General features: G+C 52.3%; 12 protein-coding genes. 3 read left to right on the forward strand and 9 right to left on the reverse strand.

Annotated features, from left to right (window positions below):
• The 4 genes from LKE13_RS02240 to LKE13_RS02255 form a co-directional block, all read right to left on the reverse strand.
• Positions 1–879 (reverse strand): F0F1 ATP synthase subunit gamma, encoded by an 879-nt coding sequence (locus tag LKE13_RS02240; protein WP_227948064.1) that lies wholly within the window; start codon positions 877–879, stop codon positions 1–3.
• 31 nt (positions 880–910) lie between these two features.
• Positions 911–2,440, reverse strand: a complete 1,530-nt coding sequence (atpA, locus tag LKE13_RS02245) for a F0F1 ATP synthase subunit alpha (protein WP_227948065.1) — start codon at positions 2,438–2,440, stop codon at positions 911–913.
• Positions 2,440–3,000 carry a F0F1 ATP synthase subunit delta gene (locus LKE13_RS02250; protein WP_227948066.1) on the reverse strand — a complete coding sequence of 187 codons (561 nt, stop codon included), beginning with the start codon at positions 2,998–3,000 and terminating at the stop codon, positions 2,440–2,442. Before LKE13_RS02250 ends, atpA begins: the two co-directional genes overlap by 1 nt.
• A 202-nt stretch (positions 3,001–3,202) precedes the next feature.
• Complete coding sequence (locus tag LKE13_RS02255) at positions 3,203–5,383, reverse strand: primosomal protein N' (protein WP_227948068.1); 2,181 nt, start codon at positions 5,381–5,383, stop codon at positions 3,203–3,205.
• 65 nt (positions 5,384–5,448) lie between these two features.
• Between LKE13_RS02255 and fsa the strand changes: the two genes are divergently transcribed.
• Genes fsa through LKE13_RS02270 form a run of 3 tightly spaced genes read left to right on the forward strand, consistent with a single transcriptional unit; the run spans position 5,449 to position 7,777 of the window.
• Entirely contained in the window at positions 5,449–6,108 is a 660-nt protein-coding gene (gene fsa, locus LKE13_RS02260) for a fructose-6-phosphate aldolase (protein WP_227948069.1), read from the forward strand.
• Between the two features lie 23 nt (positions 6,109–6,131).
• The gene (locus LKE13_RS02265) at positions 6,132–6,857 is read left to right on the forward strand and encodes a DUF484 family protein (RefSeq protein ID WP_227948070.1); all 726 of its coding nucleotides are present in this window, start codon (positions 6,132–6,134) and stop codon (positions 6,855–6,857) included.
• A 2-nt stretch (positions 6,858–6,859) separates the two neighbouring features.
• A complete protein-coding gene (locus LKE13_RS02270) occupies positions 6,860–7,777 on the forward strand; it encodes a tyrosine recombinase XerC (RefSeq protein ID WP_227948071.1) in 918 nt (305 codons plus the stop codon).
• Between the two features lie 6 nt (positions 7,778–7,783).
• Here LKE13_RS02270 and LKE13_RS02275 read toward each other — a convergent pair whose 3' ends face one another.
• The 5 genes from LKE13_RS02275 to LKE13_RS02295 form a co-directional block, all read right to left on the reverse strand.
• Complete coding sequence (locus LKE13_RS02275) at positions 7,784–8,977, reverse strand: MFS transporter (protein WP_227948072.1); 1,194 nt, start codon at positions 8,975–8,977, stop codon at positions 7,784–7,786.
• A 9-nt stretch (positions 8,978–8,986) separates the two neighbouring features.
• Positions 8,987–9,586 carry a glutathione S-transferase family protein gene (locus LKE13_RS02280; RefSeq protein WP_227948073.1) on the reverse strand — a complete coding sequence of 200 codons (600 nt, stop codon included), beginning with the start codon at positions 9,584–9,586 and terminating at the stop codon, positions 8,987–8,989.
• A gap of 85 nt (positions 9,587–9,671) precedes the next feature.
• Complete coding sequence (lpdA, locus tag LKE13_RS02285; protein ID WP_227948074.1) at positions 9,672–11,075, reverse strand: dihydrolipoyl dehydrogenase; 1,404 nt, start codon at positions 11,073–11,075, stop codon at positions 9,672–9,674.
• 28 nt (positions 11,076–11,103) lie between these two features.
• Positions 11,104–12,384 carry a 2-oxoglutarate dehydrogenase complex dihydrolipoyllysine-residue succinyltransferase gene (gene odhB / locus LKE13_RS02290; protein ID WP_227948075.1) on the reverse strand — a complete coding sequence of 427 codons (1,281 nt, stop codon included), beginning with the start codon at positions 12,382–12,384 and terminating at the stop codon, positions 11,104–11,106.
• A gap of 11 nt (positions 12,385–12,395) precedes the next feature.
• On the reverse strand, positions 12,396–15,284 hold the full coding sequence (locus LKE13_RS02295; protein WP_227948076.1) for a 2-oxoglutarate dehydrogenase E1 component: 2,889 nt from the start codon (positions 15,282–15,284) through the stop codon (positions 12,396–12,398).

A 15,284-nucleotide genomic window follows, 5' to 3' on the forward strand; every position in this document is an offset into this window, starting at 1 on the left:
CTACAGAGCTTCCGCACCGGATATAATTTCAATTAGTTCGCTCGTGATCGCAGCCTGACGTTCACGGTTATATTGCAGGGTCAATTTATCGATCATTTCCCCAGCATTTCGTGTTGCATTTTCCATTGCCGACATACGCGCGCCTTGTTCAGAGGCGGAGTTTTCGAGAAGCGCCCGGAAAATCTGCACAGACAGATTCCGAGGCAGCAATTCTGCGAGAATTTCTTCCTCATCCGGCTCATATTCGTAAACAACATCACTTGTCTCTGTCGTAGCATTTTCAGTTACAGGTGCAGGAATGATCTGCTGCCCCTGAACCTCCTGTGTCATGACCGAAACAAACTTCGCATAAAAAATCGTGCAGACATCAAATTCACCAGCATCGAACATTCCCAGCACACGATGAGCAATCGGCAAAGCGTCGCTGAACCCGATCCGCTTGGAACCGGAAAGATCGACCAGATCAATGATCAGATGACCATACTTCCGCTTGAGGGCATCACGCCCCTTCTTACCGACACAGAGGATTTTGACTTCCTTGCCCGACGCGATAAGCTTGTCGACCCGCTGCGAAACTGCTTTGGCGATCGAGTTATTGAAACCACCGCAAAGGCCACGTTCACCGGTTGCCGCAATGATCAGGTGCCGCTGATCACTACCCGTTCCAGACAAAAGCTTCGGCGCATCATCACGACCAGCCATTCCACTCGCGAGTGACGCCATCATGCTGTCCATACGCTCAGCATAGGGACGTGCAGCATTCGCGGCTTCTTCCGCATGACGGAGTTTCGCCGCCGCCACCATTTTCATGGCTTTAGTGATCTTTTGCGTCGATTTAACGCTACCGATCCGATTTTTGAGTTCCTTAAGGTTCGCCATGTTACGGCTATCCCTTTCCTAAGCTCAACTTTTACGCAAACGTCTTCGAGAAGCCGTCAAGAATGTCATTCAACTTCGCTTCGCTTTCACTGGACAGCGCGCTTTCTTTCAGGATGGTATCCAGAAGATCCTGATGTTTGGCGTGCATTTCAGAGAGAAGCTGCTTTTCAAAGTCTCCAATCTGACCAACTGCGATACCGTCAAGATAACCCCGCACACCGGCGAAGATCACGACGACCTGCTCTTCCATAGTCAGCGGGCTGTACTGCGGCTGCTTCAACAACTCAGTCAGGCGTGCACCGCGCGCCAACAAGCGCTGTGTCGCGGCGTCAAGATCAGAACCGAACTGCGCGAAAGCCGCCATTTCACGATACTGCGCGAGTTCCAACTTGATAGACCCGGAGACCTGCTTCATGGCTTTCGTCTGTGCAGATGAACCCACACGAGAGACCGACAGACCAACGTTAATGGCCGGGCGAATACCTTGATAGAACAGCTCCGTTTCCAGGAAGATCTGACCGTCGGTAATGGAGATCACGTTAGTCGGGATATAGGCTGACACGTCACCTGCCTGAGTTTCAATAACAGGCAAAGCTGTCATGGAACCGGAGCCATTGTCTTCGTTCAGCTTCGCCGAGCGTTCCAGCAGGCGAGAATGAAGATAGAAAACATCCCCCGGATAAGCTTCACGTCCTGGCGGACGGCGAAGCAACAAGGACATTTGACGATACGCAACAGCCTGCTTCGACAAATCATCATAGATGATCAGTGAGTGCATACCGTTATCGCGGAAATATTCAGCCATCGCGCAGCCTGTGAAAGGCGCGAGATACTGCAACGGCGCCGGATCGGAAGCCGTAGCCGCAACAACGATGGAATATTCAAGCGCCCCGTTTTCTTCAAGTGTTTTCACAACTTGCGCAACAGTAGAGCGCTTCTGCCCAATCACGACATAAACGCAATAGAGCTTCTTGCCTTCATCGTCTCCGGCATTTACCGATTTCTGATTGAGGATGGCGTCAACGGCAACAGCCGTCTTACCCGTCTGGCGGTCACCAATGATCAGCTCACGCTGCCCACGTCCAACCGGCACGAGACTGTCAATAGCCTTAAGGCCTGTCATCATCGGCTCATGCACAGATTTACGTGGCATGATGCCCGGTGCCTTAACGTCAACCCGGCGGGTTTCAGTGGCGTCGATCGGACCCTTGCCATCGATGGGGTTACCAAGACCATCAACAACCCGACCCAGCAACCCTTTGCCAACGCCGGTTTCAACAATCGCGCCCGTCCGCTTCACCGTGTCGCCTTCGCGGATGTCCCGGTCAGAACCGAAAATCACGACACCGACGTTATCGGTTTCAAGGTTCAGGGCCAGCCCCTTAATACCACCTGGAAATTCGACCATTTCACCGGCCTGAATATTGTCCAGACCATATACGCGTGCCACACCGTCACCGACGGAAAGCACCTGGCCAACTTCTGAGACTTCAGCTTGCGTGTCAAAACCCGCAATCTGTTGTTTAAGAATTTCGGAAATTTCTGCGGCGCGGATGTCCATCACCCAACCCCTTTCATCGCAAACTTAAGATTCTGAAGTTTAGTCCGGATCGAGTTATCGACCATTCGTGAACCAACCTTTATTACCAGGCCCCCAATCAGGCTCTCATCGACATCCGATTCGAGACTAACATCACTGCCGATGGCAGATTTAAGGGCCGATGACACAGCGTTTAGCTGACTTTCACTGAGTTTCTTGGCAGAACTGACACGGGCAACAACCTCACCACGCTCAGCTGCAAGCAATTGATTATAAGCCCCGATCATGCCAGGTAGCGCAAAAAGCCGACGGTTCTGCGCAACGGTTCCGATGAACCGGCGGACCAGATCGCCAACATCCAGCTTTTCAAGGACGGCGCCCATCGCACGGGCCTGATCAGCGCGGCTGATAATCGGGCTTTTAACAAGACGGGCGAGATCTTTATTCTCATCCATCATTGAATTAAGTGTCGCCAGATCACCGGCGACGGCATCAAGTTCTTTGGCCGAAACAGCCAAATCAAACAGAGCCGTTGCATAACGACCCGCGATACCGGAAACTGTTATGTTCTCAGCTGACAAGAAACGATCCCCAGGACTGAAAAAAGACGTGAATTACGTCCGACAAAATTGAAATCCCCCTCCCGAATAGACACCCTTTCAGGTCCCCAACGTCAAGGCACGGGGTTATTAGCACAGGGAATTCCGGGTGGCAATATGCTGCACACCAGTTTATTCACCAAATTTTCTATTTTGCGACCCGACTACCCGATAAATCCCATTTTTACATGAAATTATACGGGTCTATATCAATCTGCAGCCGGATATTATTCGGAACTTTGCGCCCTTGCAGCCATTTTCCAAGGACAGACTGAATTTGAATATCTTTTGTGCATTTCACCAAAAATCGGTAGCGATGCCGCCCCCGGATCATGGACAGAGGCGCAGGCGCAGGCCCCAGCACCCTAATTTTCTCACCCATAGGAGCCTGTCTTGCAAGATCGGACGCAAAATTAGCGACTGATTCGGCATTAGGACCAGACAAAATCAGTGCCGCCAAGCGACCATACGGTGGCATCCCGGCACTTTTCCGTCCTTCAGCCTCAAGCTTGAAAAATGCCTCGCTTTCCTGTTTGGCGATCGCCTCGATAACCGGATGCTCCGGTAGATAGGACTGTAAATACACTTTACCGGTAATGGATTCGCGCCCGGCGCGCCCGGTAACCTGAGACAACAGCTGATAAGTTCGCTCCGCTGCGCGGAGGTCGCCACCCGCAAGTCCCAAATCCGCATCGACAATTCCGACCAATGTCAGGTTTGGGAAATGATACCCCTTCGCAACGATTTGAGTCCCGATCAGGATTTCAATCTCCCCGCGATCCATCGCCGCGACAAATTCCGCCGCCGCACGCGGGCTTGAAATTGTATCACTCGCCATCATAGCGATCCGCCGATCCGGAAACAGGGCCTCCGCCTCTTCAACCAGTCGCTCAATACCAGGACCGCAGGCCTTGAAACTTTCCTCAGCGCCACATTCACTACAGTTTTTCGGAAGCGCGGTTGTAAAGCCACAGTGATGGCATTGCAAACGCTTCATCAGGCGATGCTCTACCAGCCACGCGCTGCAATGCGGACATTGGAGCCGATGACCACATGTATCGCAAAGGGTAAGGGGCGCATAGCCGCGCCGGTTCAGGAACAACATCACCTGTTGCCCCTTAGTAAGTGTTTCTTCCATCGCCACGCGGAGCGGATCTGATATCCAGCGCTGTGATCCCAACTTATGCTGCTTGAGATCTACTATATTTACGTCCGGAAGCGTCGCTCCGCCGTAACGGGAGGGCAGCAGGAGATGCTCATATTTTCCGGAACGAGCATTTATCAGACTTTCTAGCGACGGCGTCGCCGACGCCAAGACAACAGGGCAGCTTCCTATTTTGCCACGCACCACCGCCATATCCCGTGCATTATAAGGAACGCCTTCATCCTGCTTGAAGGAGGATTCATGCTCCTCATCCACTATGATGAGACCAAGCTTTGCAAAAGGCAGAAATAGCGCCGATCTCGCGCCAACGACAATATCAGCTCGCCCATCGATTACCGCGCGCCAGTTGCGCCGTCGCATCGACTGGCTCAGATCTGAATGCCACTCCACTGGTTTGGATCCAAAGCGATCTTCGAATCGGGAAAGCCATTGTGCCGTCAGCGCAATCTCCGGAAGCAGGACCAACGCCTGTCGGCCTTCCTTCAGACAGGTGGCAATGGCCTCAAAATAGACCTCTGTCTTGCCAGATCCAGTCACACCTTCCAGAAGGGCAACATGAAAGTTGTCATCCGAAACATTTGCAGTAAGTGCTTTCGCTGCTGTCAATTGATCCGGAGACAGATCGAAGGCGGCATGTTGCCAGTTTGCTGACTGAAGCGGGCTCTCCGCCGGTAGATCAACAGTTTCCAAAGTCCCCTTGTCGGCAAGTCCTTTGATAACAGATGTGCTCACCCCAGCGATTGCCGCCAAATCTGTCGCCGTTTGCGCTCCGCCCTCAGATACCACATCAAGAACCCGCTGTCGCGCGGCCGTAAGTTTTTCTGGCATCTCGCCAGTAAACCGATACCCGATGCGCGGTGCTTTCGGATAAAGGCCATCGGGCACACTCATCGCCATACGGAGTACTTTACCGCGCCGCTGCATGGTATATTGCGCAACCCAGTCGATAAACTTCAGGCTTTCCGGTGGCAGTTTTTCACAAGGCAGAACGCCTATTATATCCTTCATCCGGTCCTCGGCGAGATCAGAATTGGCCGCCTCTTCCCAGACCACGCCTGTTACTTCTCTCCTGCCTAGAGGAACAGTCACAAAATGCCCGATTTCAACGTCAAGAGAGGTGGGCGCGCGGTAGTCGTAGACATCTCCAATCGAGAGAGGCAGAAGAACACGAACGCGACGATGTTTAATTGTGCTGCTCATATCTATGCGATAGACTATTCTGGCATTTCGAACCAGTGATTAGCATCAGGATTTAAAAATTACCCATGAAATTTTTTGTTGATACAGCGGATACGGAAGAAATCCGCGAGCTTGCCGATACCGGCCTTCTGGATGGTGTAACAACCAACCCATCACTTGTTGCAAAAACCGGCCGTGATTTCTTCGAAGTCATACAGGAAATTTGCGGCCTGATCGATGGACCGGTAAGCGCCGAAGTCGCCGCGACCGAATTTCCGGCGATGCTGGAAGAAGGCAAAAAACTTGCCGGGCTGGCGGAAAATATCGCCGTTAAAGTGCCACTAACCATGAATGGCCTTAAAACCTGCGCCGAGCTCAGCCGCGCAGGCACCCAAGTGAATGTTACTCTCTGCTTTTCCGCTGCTCAGGCCATTCTCGCCGCGAAGGCCGGCGCCGCCTTCGTCTCACCCTTTGTTGGACGTTTGGATGATATCGGACAGACCGGTATGGATCTCATTGCGGATATCGTCCAGATTTACGACAACTACGCCGACCTGAAAACAGAAGTTCTGGTCGCCTCTATCCGCAATCCGACGCATATCGTAGATGCAGCCCTGATGGGGGCAGATGTTTGCACCATACCGCCCGCCGTTCTGAAACAGCTTGTCTCGCACCCTTTAACGGACAAAGGGCTCGCCGCTTTCCTTGCGGATTGGGAGAAAACGGGCCAGACTATCCTTGGGTAACAGGTAAAAGGTGAACAAGTTTCGTGACGGAAAAAACTGACAAGAAAGCCAGGAACAAAGCTGTAGCGGCCCCTCATGTAACAGAAGAGGAGGTACGAAACTGGCTGATCGATCACCCTGACTTCCTGGCGCATAACGCAGACCTGCTAACAACAGTGATCCCGCCGGAACGCGTTTCCGGTGATGGTGTTGTGGATATGCAGTCTTTTCTTGTAAGCCGCCTGCAAAAAGAAGTTATTCATCTGACCGCTCTGCAGGATGATTTTGTCGAAGCCGCGCGAAACAATATTCATACTCAGGATATGGTCCACGCCTCTATTCAGGCCGTCTTGGGAGCATCCAATCTTGCGCATTTTGTCCATATTCTAACTCAAGACCTACCGGAGCTTCTGGAAATTGACGTCATTACGCTTTGCGTTGAAGACGGACCAATCCCGCTTCCTGATATGACTGGCTTGCAACGTCTCAAGGCAGGCAGCATCAAGCGCGCGCCATGGCGGGGGCAGATTATACTTTTGCGCTCGGAAGCTCCGAAATCAAAGGCTATTTATGGCCCGGCCAAGGATCTTGTCCATTCAGATGCCCTGATTAAGCTCGATGTGCCGTCGCTGCATGCCAAAGCAATGATTGCCTTCGGTAGTCGGCAAGACGGTCATTTCCAGGAAGATCAAGCCACGGACCTCCTCCGGTTTCTGGCAATTGTCATTCAATCTTGCCTGCAAATGTGGCTGGAGCAAAAACCGGCTTAGCCATGTCTTCTCGTCCCTCTATCATTAATGCCTTTGGAAACTGGATCGATTGGCTTGTTCATGAGAGACGCGCAAGCCCCCACACCGTAGAGGCCTATGAACGGGATATGCGGGATTTTCTGGCGTTTATCACCGGCCATATCGGCAAGGAAGCAGATTTATCCGACCTTGAAAATCTGCGCGCTGCGGATTTTCGCGCCTATCTCGCGCATCGGCGACAGGAAGGACTGACGGCAACATCCCTGCGGCGGGTCCTTTCCTCAATCCGGAGCTTTTTCAAACGACAGGAACGAGATGGGCATATCCATAACCCGTATCTGAAAACTTTGCGTACACCGAAAGCTGGTACAAAACTTCCCCGGCCGCTTTCTGCAATCGATACAAAAAAACTGCTTGAGGATACCCCTAATCCGCGGGAAGCGAACTGGGTACGTTATCGGGACTTGGCGGTCCTCACATTGCTTTATGGATGTGGATTGCGCATAGGAGAGGCCTTATCCCTTAGCTTCAACGACCGGCCAACTTCCGATTTCATACGGGTTATCGGAAAAGGAAACAAGGAACGCATGGTCCCGGTTTTACCTGCTGTCCGTGATGCACTCTCCCTGTATATCAAGGAATGTCCTTTTCCCTTGAAAGGGTCCGACCCGCTCTTTGTTGGACGCCAAGGCAAAAGGCTCAATGCGCGGAATATACAGTTGAAAATGCAGGACCTGCGCAGAAATCTTGGTCTCCCGGAAACAGCGACGCCCCATGCACTAAGGCACAGCTTCGCGAGCCATCTACTCGCGGGCGGAGGTGATTTACGATCAATTCAAGATTTGCTTGGTCATGCGTCGCTCTCTTCCACACAACGCTATACCGATCTTGATACGGAAAAACTGCTCGCCGTATATGACAAGGCACATCCCAAAGCCTGAAGCAGACTACTTTTTCGTGAGGCGAAGGGCAAAGGGTCCCAGTAATGTAATCGCCCCCATGGAAATAAACATCAAACCCCAGCCCATTGTGGAATCCGGCCCGCCCGCCTCATCAAGAACGATACCTGCGACAATCGGTCCGATCATACCGCCCCCGAACCCGAGGAAACTATGCACCGCCATGGTCGCGCCGCGAAGATCAGCAGGAGCACTACCAACCGCGCCTGCGGTAATGGAGGAGGAATCGGCGGTAATCATCACGCCATAAAGAGCCGCCATCGCAACAACAAAAAGAAACGGCATGTTCGCCGTAAACCCGATGGTAAAGGAAAAGGCGAGACAACAGATCATGACCAGCGTAATGGAGCGTTGCCGCCCTATCTTGAGAGATAGTTCATTCCCGAGCACACTGGACGGGAGGCCAAGGAAAACTGCAGCCGCGGTAATAACAGAGACATCCATCCAGCCGGGCGCATCCGTCAGGGCATGAGAGTAGGCAAGGAACGCGAGCATAAAGGACCGCATCGCCACCAGTTCCCATGTATGGCAGACATAGGCTAGTATATATCCCATACTGAAGCGGTTGGTCACCACCGGCGCATAATTGAAAATCTGCGACCATGGCCGGGGCGTCAAGAGCGGCTTGGGCGATGTCATCATAAAAATAATCGCCATGGCGATCGGGGGCCCAATGATGACGGAAATCAAAGCCATTTCCCAACCAAGCCATAGTTCTGCTTGCCCAACGAGCAGAAAGGAAACAGCCGAGCCCGTCGAAAAACTCGCCGTATAAAAGGCAATGGCCCGCGATTGATCTCCGGGTGGCAATCGATCCGTGAGCAGCTTTAATCCCGGCATATAGGTACAGCCAAGCCCGGCACCAGAGATAAATCGCCATGGCAATGATGAATAAAATCCATCCGCATGAAAAGCAAAACCATAGGCACCGATGAGCGCCAAAACACAGCCAGTGAGGAAGACCTGACGTGCGTCCAAGCGGTCCGTCAGAGATGTAGAAAACGGGCCTACAATTGTGAAGCCAAAGAAAAAGGCGGCATTTATCCAGCCCGCGTCCTGCCCTGACAATTGCCAGTGGTCAAAGAAGAAGGGGGTGAGTGCGGGGAAGGTGGCAAAAGACGACATTGCCACGATTTCTGCAATGCAAAGTGCCAAGGTCAACCGGGGCCCAGAAACGGCCATGCTCATATTCTAGGCCGGAGCTGTTTGCGCCAATGAAGGTCGGGCGGCGAATTTCTCATACCATTTAGCCAGTTTCGGGCGGCCATTGCGCCACTGCTCATCACCAAACCGGAAATCGTGGTAACCGAGCGCACAACCAACTGCGATGGTACCGATATTGACTGTGTCACCGTACCCTTCCGCTTGCTTTTCCATTTCGTTCAAGCAGCTTTCCATGGACAGTTTCAGGCGTCCATTCCAGCTGGGAGACCCTTCTCCTTCCGGCAGGATGCTATCAACCCGACGCTGATAGGCCGCATCGGTCATCCCATTCGCCATCGCATGGAGCGTTAGCACCTGCCACCGATCGCGCCCGGCAGCCGGAAACAATGACGGACCACTCCCGATACTGTCGAGATATTCACAGATGACGAAAGAATCAAACAGAACATCGCCATTCTCCAGCGTCAGGCTGGGAACTTTGCCAAGTGGGTTCGCTGGATTGATGCCCTTAAACATATCACTATGGTCTGAATCAACAATTTCGATTTTGTCCAGAAGGTTATGTTCAATGGCCGTAGCTCTGACCTTGCGAACAAAGGGAGAGAGGGCGCTATAGCAGAGCTTCATGACGTCTCCTTGGGGAAAGTGGTGTTCAAAAAAAGAGAGGCTGAAAATATCAGCCCCTCATTTTGGTAACCTATTTAGAAAAAGGTCAACTATTTATTGTACGCCCGTCCACGGCAAGAGCCGCTTCCTTCACCGCCTCGTTAAGTGTTGGGTGTGCATGGCAGGTCCGGGCAATGTCTTCTGAAGAGGCACCGAATTCCATAGCCAGAACGCATTCATGGATCACGGTTCCGGCATCCGGACCGATAATATGAACGCCGAGGACTTTATCGGTTTTCTTATCGGCGAGAATTTTAACGAAGCCGTCCGTAAACCCATTGGCACGGGCCCGGCTGTTAGCCATAAACGGTACCTTACCAACGTTATACTCGACCCCGTCTTCTTTCAGCTGTTCTTCCGTCTTGCCAACGGTCGCAACTTCCGGCCAAGTGTAGATCACACCGGGAATCAAATTGTAATCAATATGCGGCTTCTGTCCGGCGAGTTTTTCAACACAGACAACGCCTTCATCTTCGGCTTTATGCGCCAGCATCGGGCCTTCAATCACGTCGCCGATGGCGTAGATTCCATCCACGCTGGACTTGAAATTATTGTCCACAACGATACGCCCTGCTTTATCCGTCTCAACCCCAAGATCTTCAAGGCCAAGCCCTTCTGTGTAGGGACGGCGGCCAATCGCGACCAATACAACATCCGCTTTCAGAGTTTCCTCATCGCCGCCTTTCGCTGGCTCAATTGTCAAGGTAACAGCGGTCTTAGTCTTTTTCGCGCCGGTTACCTTTTTGCCGAGCATAAAATTAATACCCTGCTTTTTCAGAATCCGCTGCGTCGTTTTCGCAACTTCGTTATCTGTGCCAGGAAGGATGCGATCCAAAAACTCGACGACGGTGACTTCAGCGCCAAGACGACGCCAGACTGTACCGAGTTCCAATCCGATCACACCCGCCCCAATAACGACAAGCTTTTTTGGAACTTTGGGAAGTTCGAGGGCACCGGTAGAGGAAACGATCTGCTTTTCATCGATCTCCACGTTAGGGAGAGGTGTTACTTCGGACCCCGTCGCGATCAGGATGTTCTTCGCTTTAAGCGTCTTCGCATCGTCACCAGTTACTTCAATTCGGCCGCCGCCCTGCAGGGTGGCCGTTCCTTTGACATAGGTGACCTTGTTCTTTTTAAAGAGAAACTCAATGCCTTGCGTCAGCCCAGTGACCGTTGCTTCCTTCTGGCCCAGCATCTTTTTCAGGTCGAGCTTGACAGAGCCAACCGAAATACCGCGATCCGCGAAGCTATGTTGAGCCTCTTCGAAGAGTTCGGACGATTGCAGCATTGCCTTGGATGGAATACATCCAACATTCAGGCAAACGCCCCCCAATGCGCCACGTTTTTCTACGCAGGCTGTCTTCATACCAAGCTGTGCCGCCCGGATAGCAGCCGTATAGCCGCCCGGACCCCCGCCCACAACGACCAGATCGAAAGTTTCGTCGCTCATGATTATTCCTCGTATCTTTTTGGAATGATTACAGGTCCAGCAGCAACCGCTGCGGATCTTCCAGTGCGTCTTTTACGCGAACCAGGAATGTGACAGCTTCCTTGCCATCAATAATCCTGTGATCATAGGTCAGCGCGAGGTACATCATCGGGCGAATTTTGATTTCACCCTTGATCACCATCGGTCGTTCCTGAATCTTATGCATACCGAGAACTGCGGCCTGCGGCGGGTTCAGGATTGGAGACGACATCAGGGACCCATAAACCCCACCATTGGTGATGGTAAATGTCCCGCCCTGCAGATCTGCCATGCTGAGTTTTCCGTCCCGAGCCTTCTTGCCGAGTGCACCGATTCCTTTTTCTACTTCAGCAAAGCTGAGCTTATCCGCATCGCGCAACACTGGCACTACAAGGCCAGAATCCGTGCCCACGGCAATGCCCATGTTGTAGTAATTTTTATATACGAGGTCATCGCCGTCGATTTCCGCGTTCACCGCAGGTGTTTCCTGAAGCGCAGCGATACATGCTTTCGTGAAAAAGGACATGAAGCCAAGCTTGACGCCATGCTTTTTCAGGAACAATTCCTTGTATTCCGCCCGCAGGTCCAGCATGCCCGACATATCCACCTCATTATAGGTGGTCAGCATAGCGGCGGTGTTTTGTGCATCTTTCAAACGTGCCGCAATGCTCTTGCGAAGCCGCGTCATTTTTACACGTTCTTCGCGCGCCTCTTCTGCACGTGGCCCGGAGGGAGCGGCAGGTGCCGGTGCCGGAGCTGGCGCGGTGGCTGGAGCAGGAGCCGCCGGAGAGGCCCCCCCATTCTCCAAAGCTTCCAGAACGTCACCCTTGGTAATCCGACCATCTTTGCCTGTACCCCGGAGCTTGCCTGCATCGAGATTATTTTCTTCGATGAGCTTTTGTGCCGCGGGTAAAACCTCAACCTTGGTTGCGCTTGTCGAAGCCGCCGCAGGGGCAACCTCTTCCTTGGGAGCCGCGGCTGGAGCGGCAGCTGGTTTTTCCGCAGCTTCCTCTTTTGGTGCTTCCGATGCTTTTTCTGGTGCGCTTCCAGCGGCACCTTCTGCGATTTGACCGAGCAAGGCGCCGACTTCGACGTCCTCGCCTTCAGCAACAACAATCTCGTCCAACCGGCCCGCCTCAGTCGCATTTACTTCAAGCGTAACTTTATCCGTCTCAAGTTCCAGAAGTGGCTCATCTTTGGCGACAGATTCGCCAACTTTCTTGAACCATTGACCGACTGTCGCCTCAGTTACTGATTCCCCAAGCACGGGAACACGAATTTCAACCGTCATAATTTGACTTCCTATTCAGATTTGACGCCAAGTGCGTCATCTACCAAAGCTTTTTGTTCCAGATTATGCTTCTTTAAAAGTCCCGTCGCCGTCGACGCAGACTCTTTGCGGCCTGCATATCGCGGACGCGACACTTTCTTCATTTTTAAATCCTGGAACACCTTTTCCAGATGCGGTTCAACAAAAGTCCAGGCACCCATATTCTTTGGTTCTTCCTGACACCAGACGACCTCTTCCACATGGGTAAGATTTTTCATTTCCTGTTCCAGTGCCTGATAAGGGAACGGATAGAGCTGTTCCAGTCTCAGAAAATAAGTGTCCTTGATGTTAAGTTCTTCACGGCGGGCATGCAGGTCATAGTAGACCTTACCCGAGCACAAAACGACCCGTTTCACATCCTTATCCGCGCAAAGCTTTTCATTGTCATAAAGTACCCGATGAAAGGTGGAACCGGGGCCCATATCTTCCAGTGTTGATACCGCCTGCTTATGACGAAGAAGAGATTTAGGCGTCATAATCACAAGAGGCTTTCTGAACTTGCGATGAATCTGTCGTCGCAAGACATGGAAATAGTTAGCAGGTGTTGTGCAGTTCACAACTTGCCAATTATCCTCCGCCGATTGCTGCAGATAACGTTCAAGCCGCGCGGAAGAATGTTCCGGCCCCTGCCCCTCATAACCATGTGGCAACAACATAACCAGACCACTCATACGGAGCCATTTCGATTCACCGCTTGAAATGAACTGATCGATAATCACCTGCGCCCCGTTGGCGAAGTCACCGAACTGAGCTTCCCACAGAACCAGCGCCTTTGGTTCGGCAAGGGAATACCCATATTCGTAACCGAGCACTGCTGCCTCGGACAATAGACTGTCGATCACCTCAAAATGGGCTTGATCTTCACTCAGATTATCCAAGGGAATATAGCGATCTTCCGACACCTGATCGACAATCACGGAGTGCCTTTGAGAGAAAGTACCACGTCCGCAATCCTGCCCGGAGAGACGAACGGGAACTTTTTCCTTAAGCAGCGACCCGAACGCGAGCGCCTCTGCCGTTGCCCAATCGATATTTTCGCCGGTATCGATCATCTTTTTCTTGGCCTTGAGGACACGCTGCAATGTCCGGTGAACATTATGGCTTTCCGGAACTTCGGTCAGTTTTCCGCCGATATCCTTAAGTTCTTCGATCGAAATCGCTGTACTACCGCGCCGCGCACCTTCATCGGCGCGTTCAAAACCCTGCCAGCGGCCTTCAAACCAGTCCGCCTTGTTCGGCTTGAAGCTATTCGCTGTCTCAAATTGCTTTTCAAGGTAATCCTTGAATTCAGCAATCAAGCCCTCTACTTCCTTCTCGGTTACAACACCTTCCGCAATGAGCTTCTTGGCATAGATCTGCATTGTCGTCGGATGCTGGGCGATGGTCCGGTACATCAGCGGCTGCGTGAAGGCAGGCTCATCCCCTTCGTTATGACCATGGCGACGATAGCAGAACATATCGATAACGACGTCAATCTGGAACAGCTGGCGGAATTCAGTCGCGATCTTTGCCACATGACAGACCGCTTCCGGATCATCACCGTTCACATGGAAAATCGGCGCCTGCACCATCTTTCCGACATCGGATGGATAAGGGCTGGAGCGCGAATATTTCGGGCTGGTCGTGAAACCAATCTGATTATTCACAACAAAATGAATAGTGCCGGAGGTACGGTACCCCTTGAGTTCTGACAAGCCAAAGCATTCAGCGACGATACCCTGACCGGCAAAGGCTGCGTCGCCATGCATCAAAAGCGGCATGACCTGACCGCCGACATCGGGACCAATCTGCGCCTGCTTGGCGCGTGCCTTACCAAGAACAACCGGGTTCACTGCTTCCAGATGCGACGGGTTTGCCGTCAAAGACATATGAACATTATTGCCGTCAAATTCCCGATCAGATGAAGTTCCCAGATGGTACTTTACGTCGCCCGATCCTTCGACATCTTCCGGATTTGCGGGATTTCCCTGGAATTCCGAGAAAACGGCACGGAACGGCTTGGCCATCACATTGGTGAGCACATTGAGGCGGCCACGATGCGGCATGCCAAGAACAATTTCCTTCACCCCAAGCTGACCGCCGCGCTTGATAATCCCTTCCATCGCAGGGATTAGCGATTCCCCGCCATCAAGACCGAAACGCTTGGTGCCGGTATATTTTACGTTCAGGAAGTGCTCAAACCCTTCAGTTTCGATCAGTTTGCGCAAGATCGCAATCTTGCCTTCCTTCGTGAAGGAAATTTCCTTATGGCGGCCTTCAATGCGTTCCTGTATCCAAGCCTTCTGATCTGGTTCTTGAATATGCATAAACTCGACGCCAATGGTCGAACAATAGGTCCGCTTTACGATCGCGAGAATATCGCGAATGCTACCCGTTTCGAGGCCCAGCACATTATCAAGAAATATCTGACGATCCCAGTCCTTCTCCGTGAAGCCATAAGTCGCCGGATTAAGCTCTGGGTGCTCCTTCGGGATTTCAAGGCCAAGCGGATCTAGATTAGCTTTCAGATGCCCCCGCACACGGTATGAACGGATCAGCATTAAAGCCCGAATGGTATCGATGGCTGCCGCGCGAATGTCTTCCTGACTTGCGCCGGCTTCAACCGCTCGGTTTGTCGCCCGATTGGCCGCATCCCCAAGAATTTCATACTCATCTTCAGGCTCAATGCCATTCGAGGGTGCCCACGGGGCGCCGCGCGTTTCCGCAACGACCGTATCCGCCTCATCCCCCAGCGAGCCGAAATATTGTTGCCAGCTAGCATCTACAGAAGAAGGGTCATCAAGATAGCGCGCGTAAAGTTGCTCAATGAACCCGGCGTTGGATCCAAAGAGGAAAGAAGAATTATCCAGTTGCTGAGACAT

The sequence above is a fragment of the Sneathiella sp. HT1-7 genome, from assembly GCF_020731145.1.
Classification (GTDB): domain Bacteria; phylum Pseudomonadota; class Alphaproteobacteria; order Sneathiellales; family Sneathiellaceae; genus Sneathiella.

Coding starts and splice junctions, on each gene's coding strand:
- lpdA (WP_227948074.1), bottom strand. CDS start 11,075: ATGAGCGACGAAACTTTCGATCTGGTCGTTGTGGGCGGGGGTCCGGGC.
- LKE13_RS02240 (WP_227948064.1), bottom strand. CDS start 879: ATGGCGAACCTTAAGGAACTCAAAAATCGGATCGGTAGCGTTAAATCG.
- LKE13_RS02275 (WP_227948072.1), bottom strand. CDS start 8,977: ATGGCCGTTTCTGGGCCCCGGTTGACCTTGGCACTTTGCATTGCAGAA.
- fsa (WP_227948069.1), top strand. CDS start 5,449: ATGAAATTTTTTGTTGATACAGCGGATACGGAAGAAATCCGCGAGCTT.
- odhB (WP_227948075.1), bottom strand. CDS start 12,384: ATGACGGTTGAAATTCGTGTTCCCGTGCTTGGGGAATCAGTAACTGAG.
- atpA (WP_227948065.1), bottom strand. CDS start 2,440: ATGGACATCCGCGCCGCAGAAATTTCCGAAATTCTTAAACAACAGATT.
- LKE13_RS02255 (WP_227948068.1), bottom strand. CDS start 5,383: ATGAGCAGCACAATTAAACATCGTCGCGTTCGTGTTCTTCTGCCTCTC.
- LKE13_RS02270 (WP_227948071.1), top strand. CDS start 6,860: ATGTCTTCTCGTCCCTCTATCATTAATGCCTTTGGAAACTGGATCGAT.
- LKE13_RS02280 (WP_227948073.1), bottom strand. CDS start 9,586: ATGAAGCTCTGCTATAGCGCCCTCTCTCCCTTTGTTCGCAAGGTCAGA.
- LKE13_RS02295 (WP_227948076.1), bottom strand. CDS start 15,284: ATGTCTCAGCAACTGGATAATTCTTCTTTCCTCTTTGGATCCAACGCC.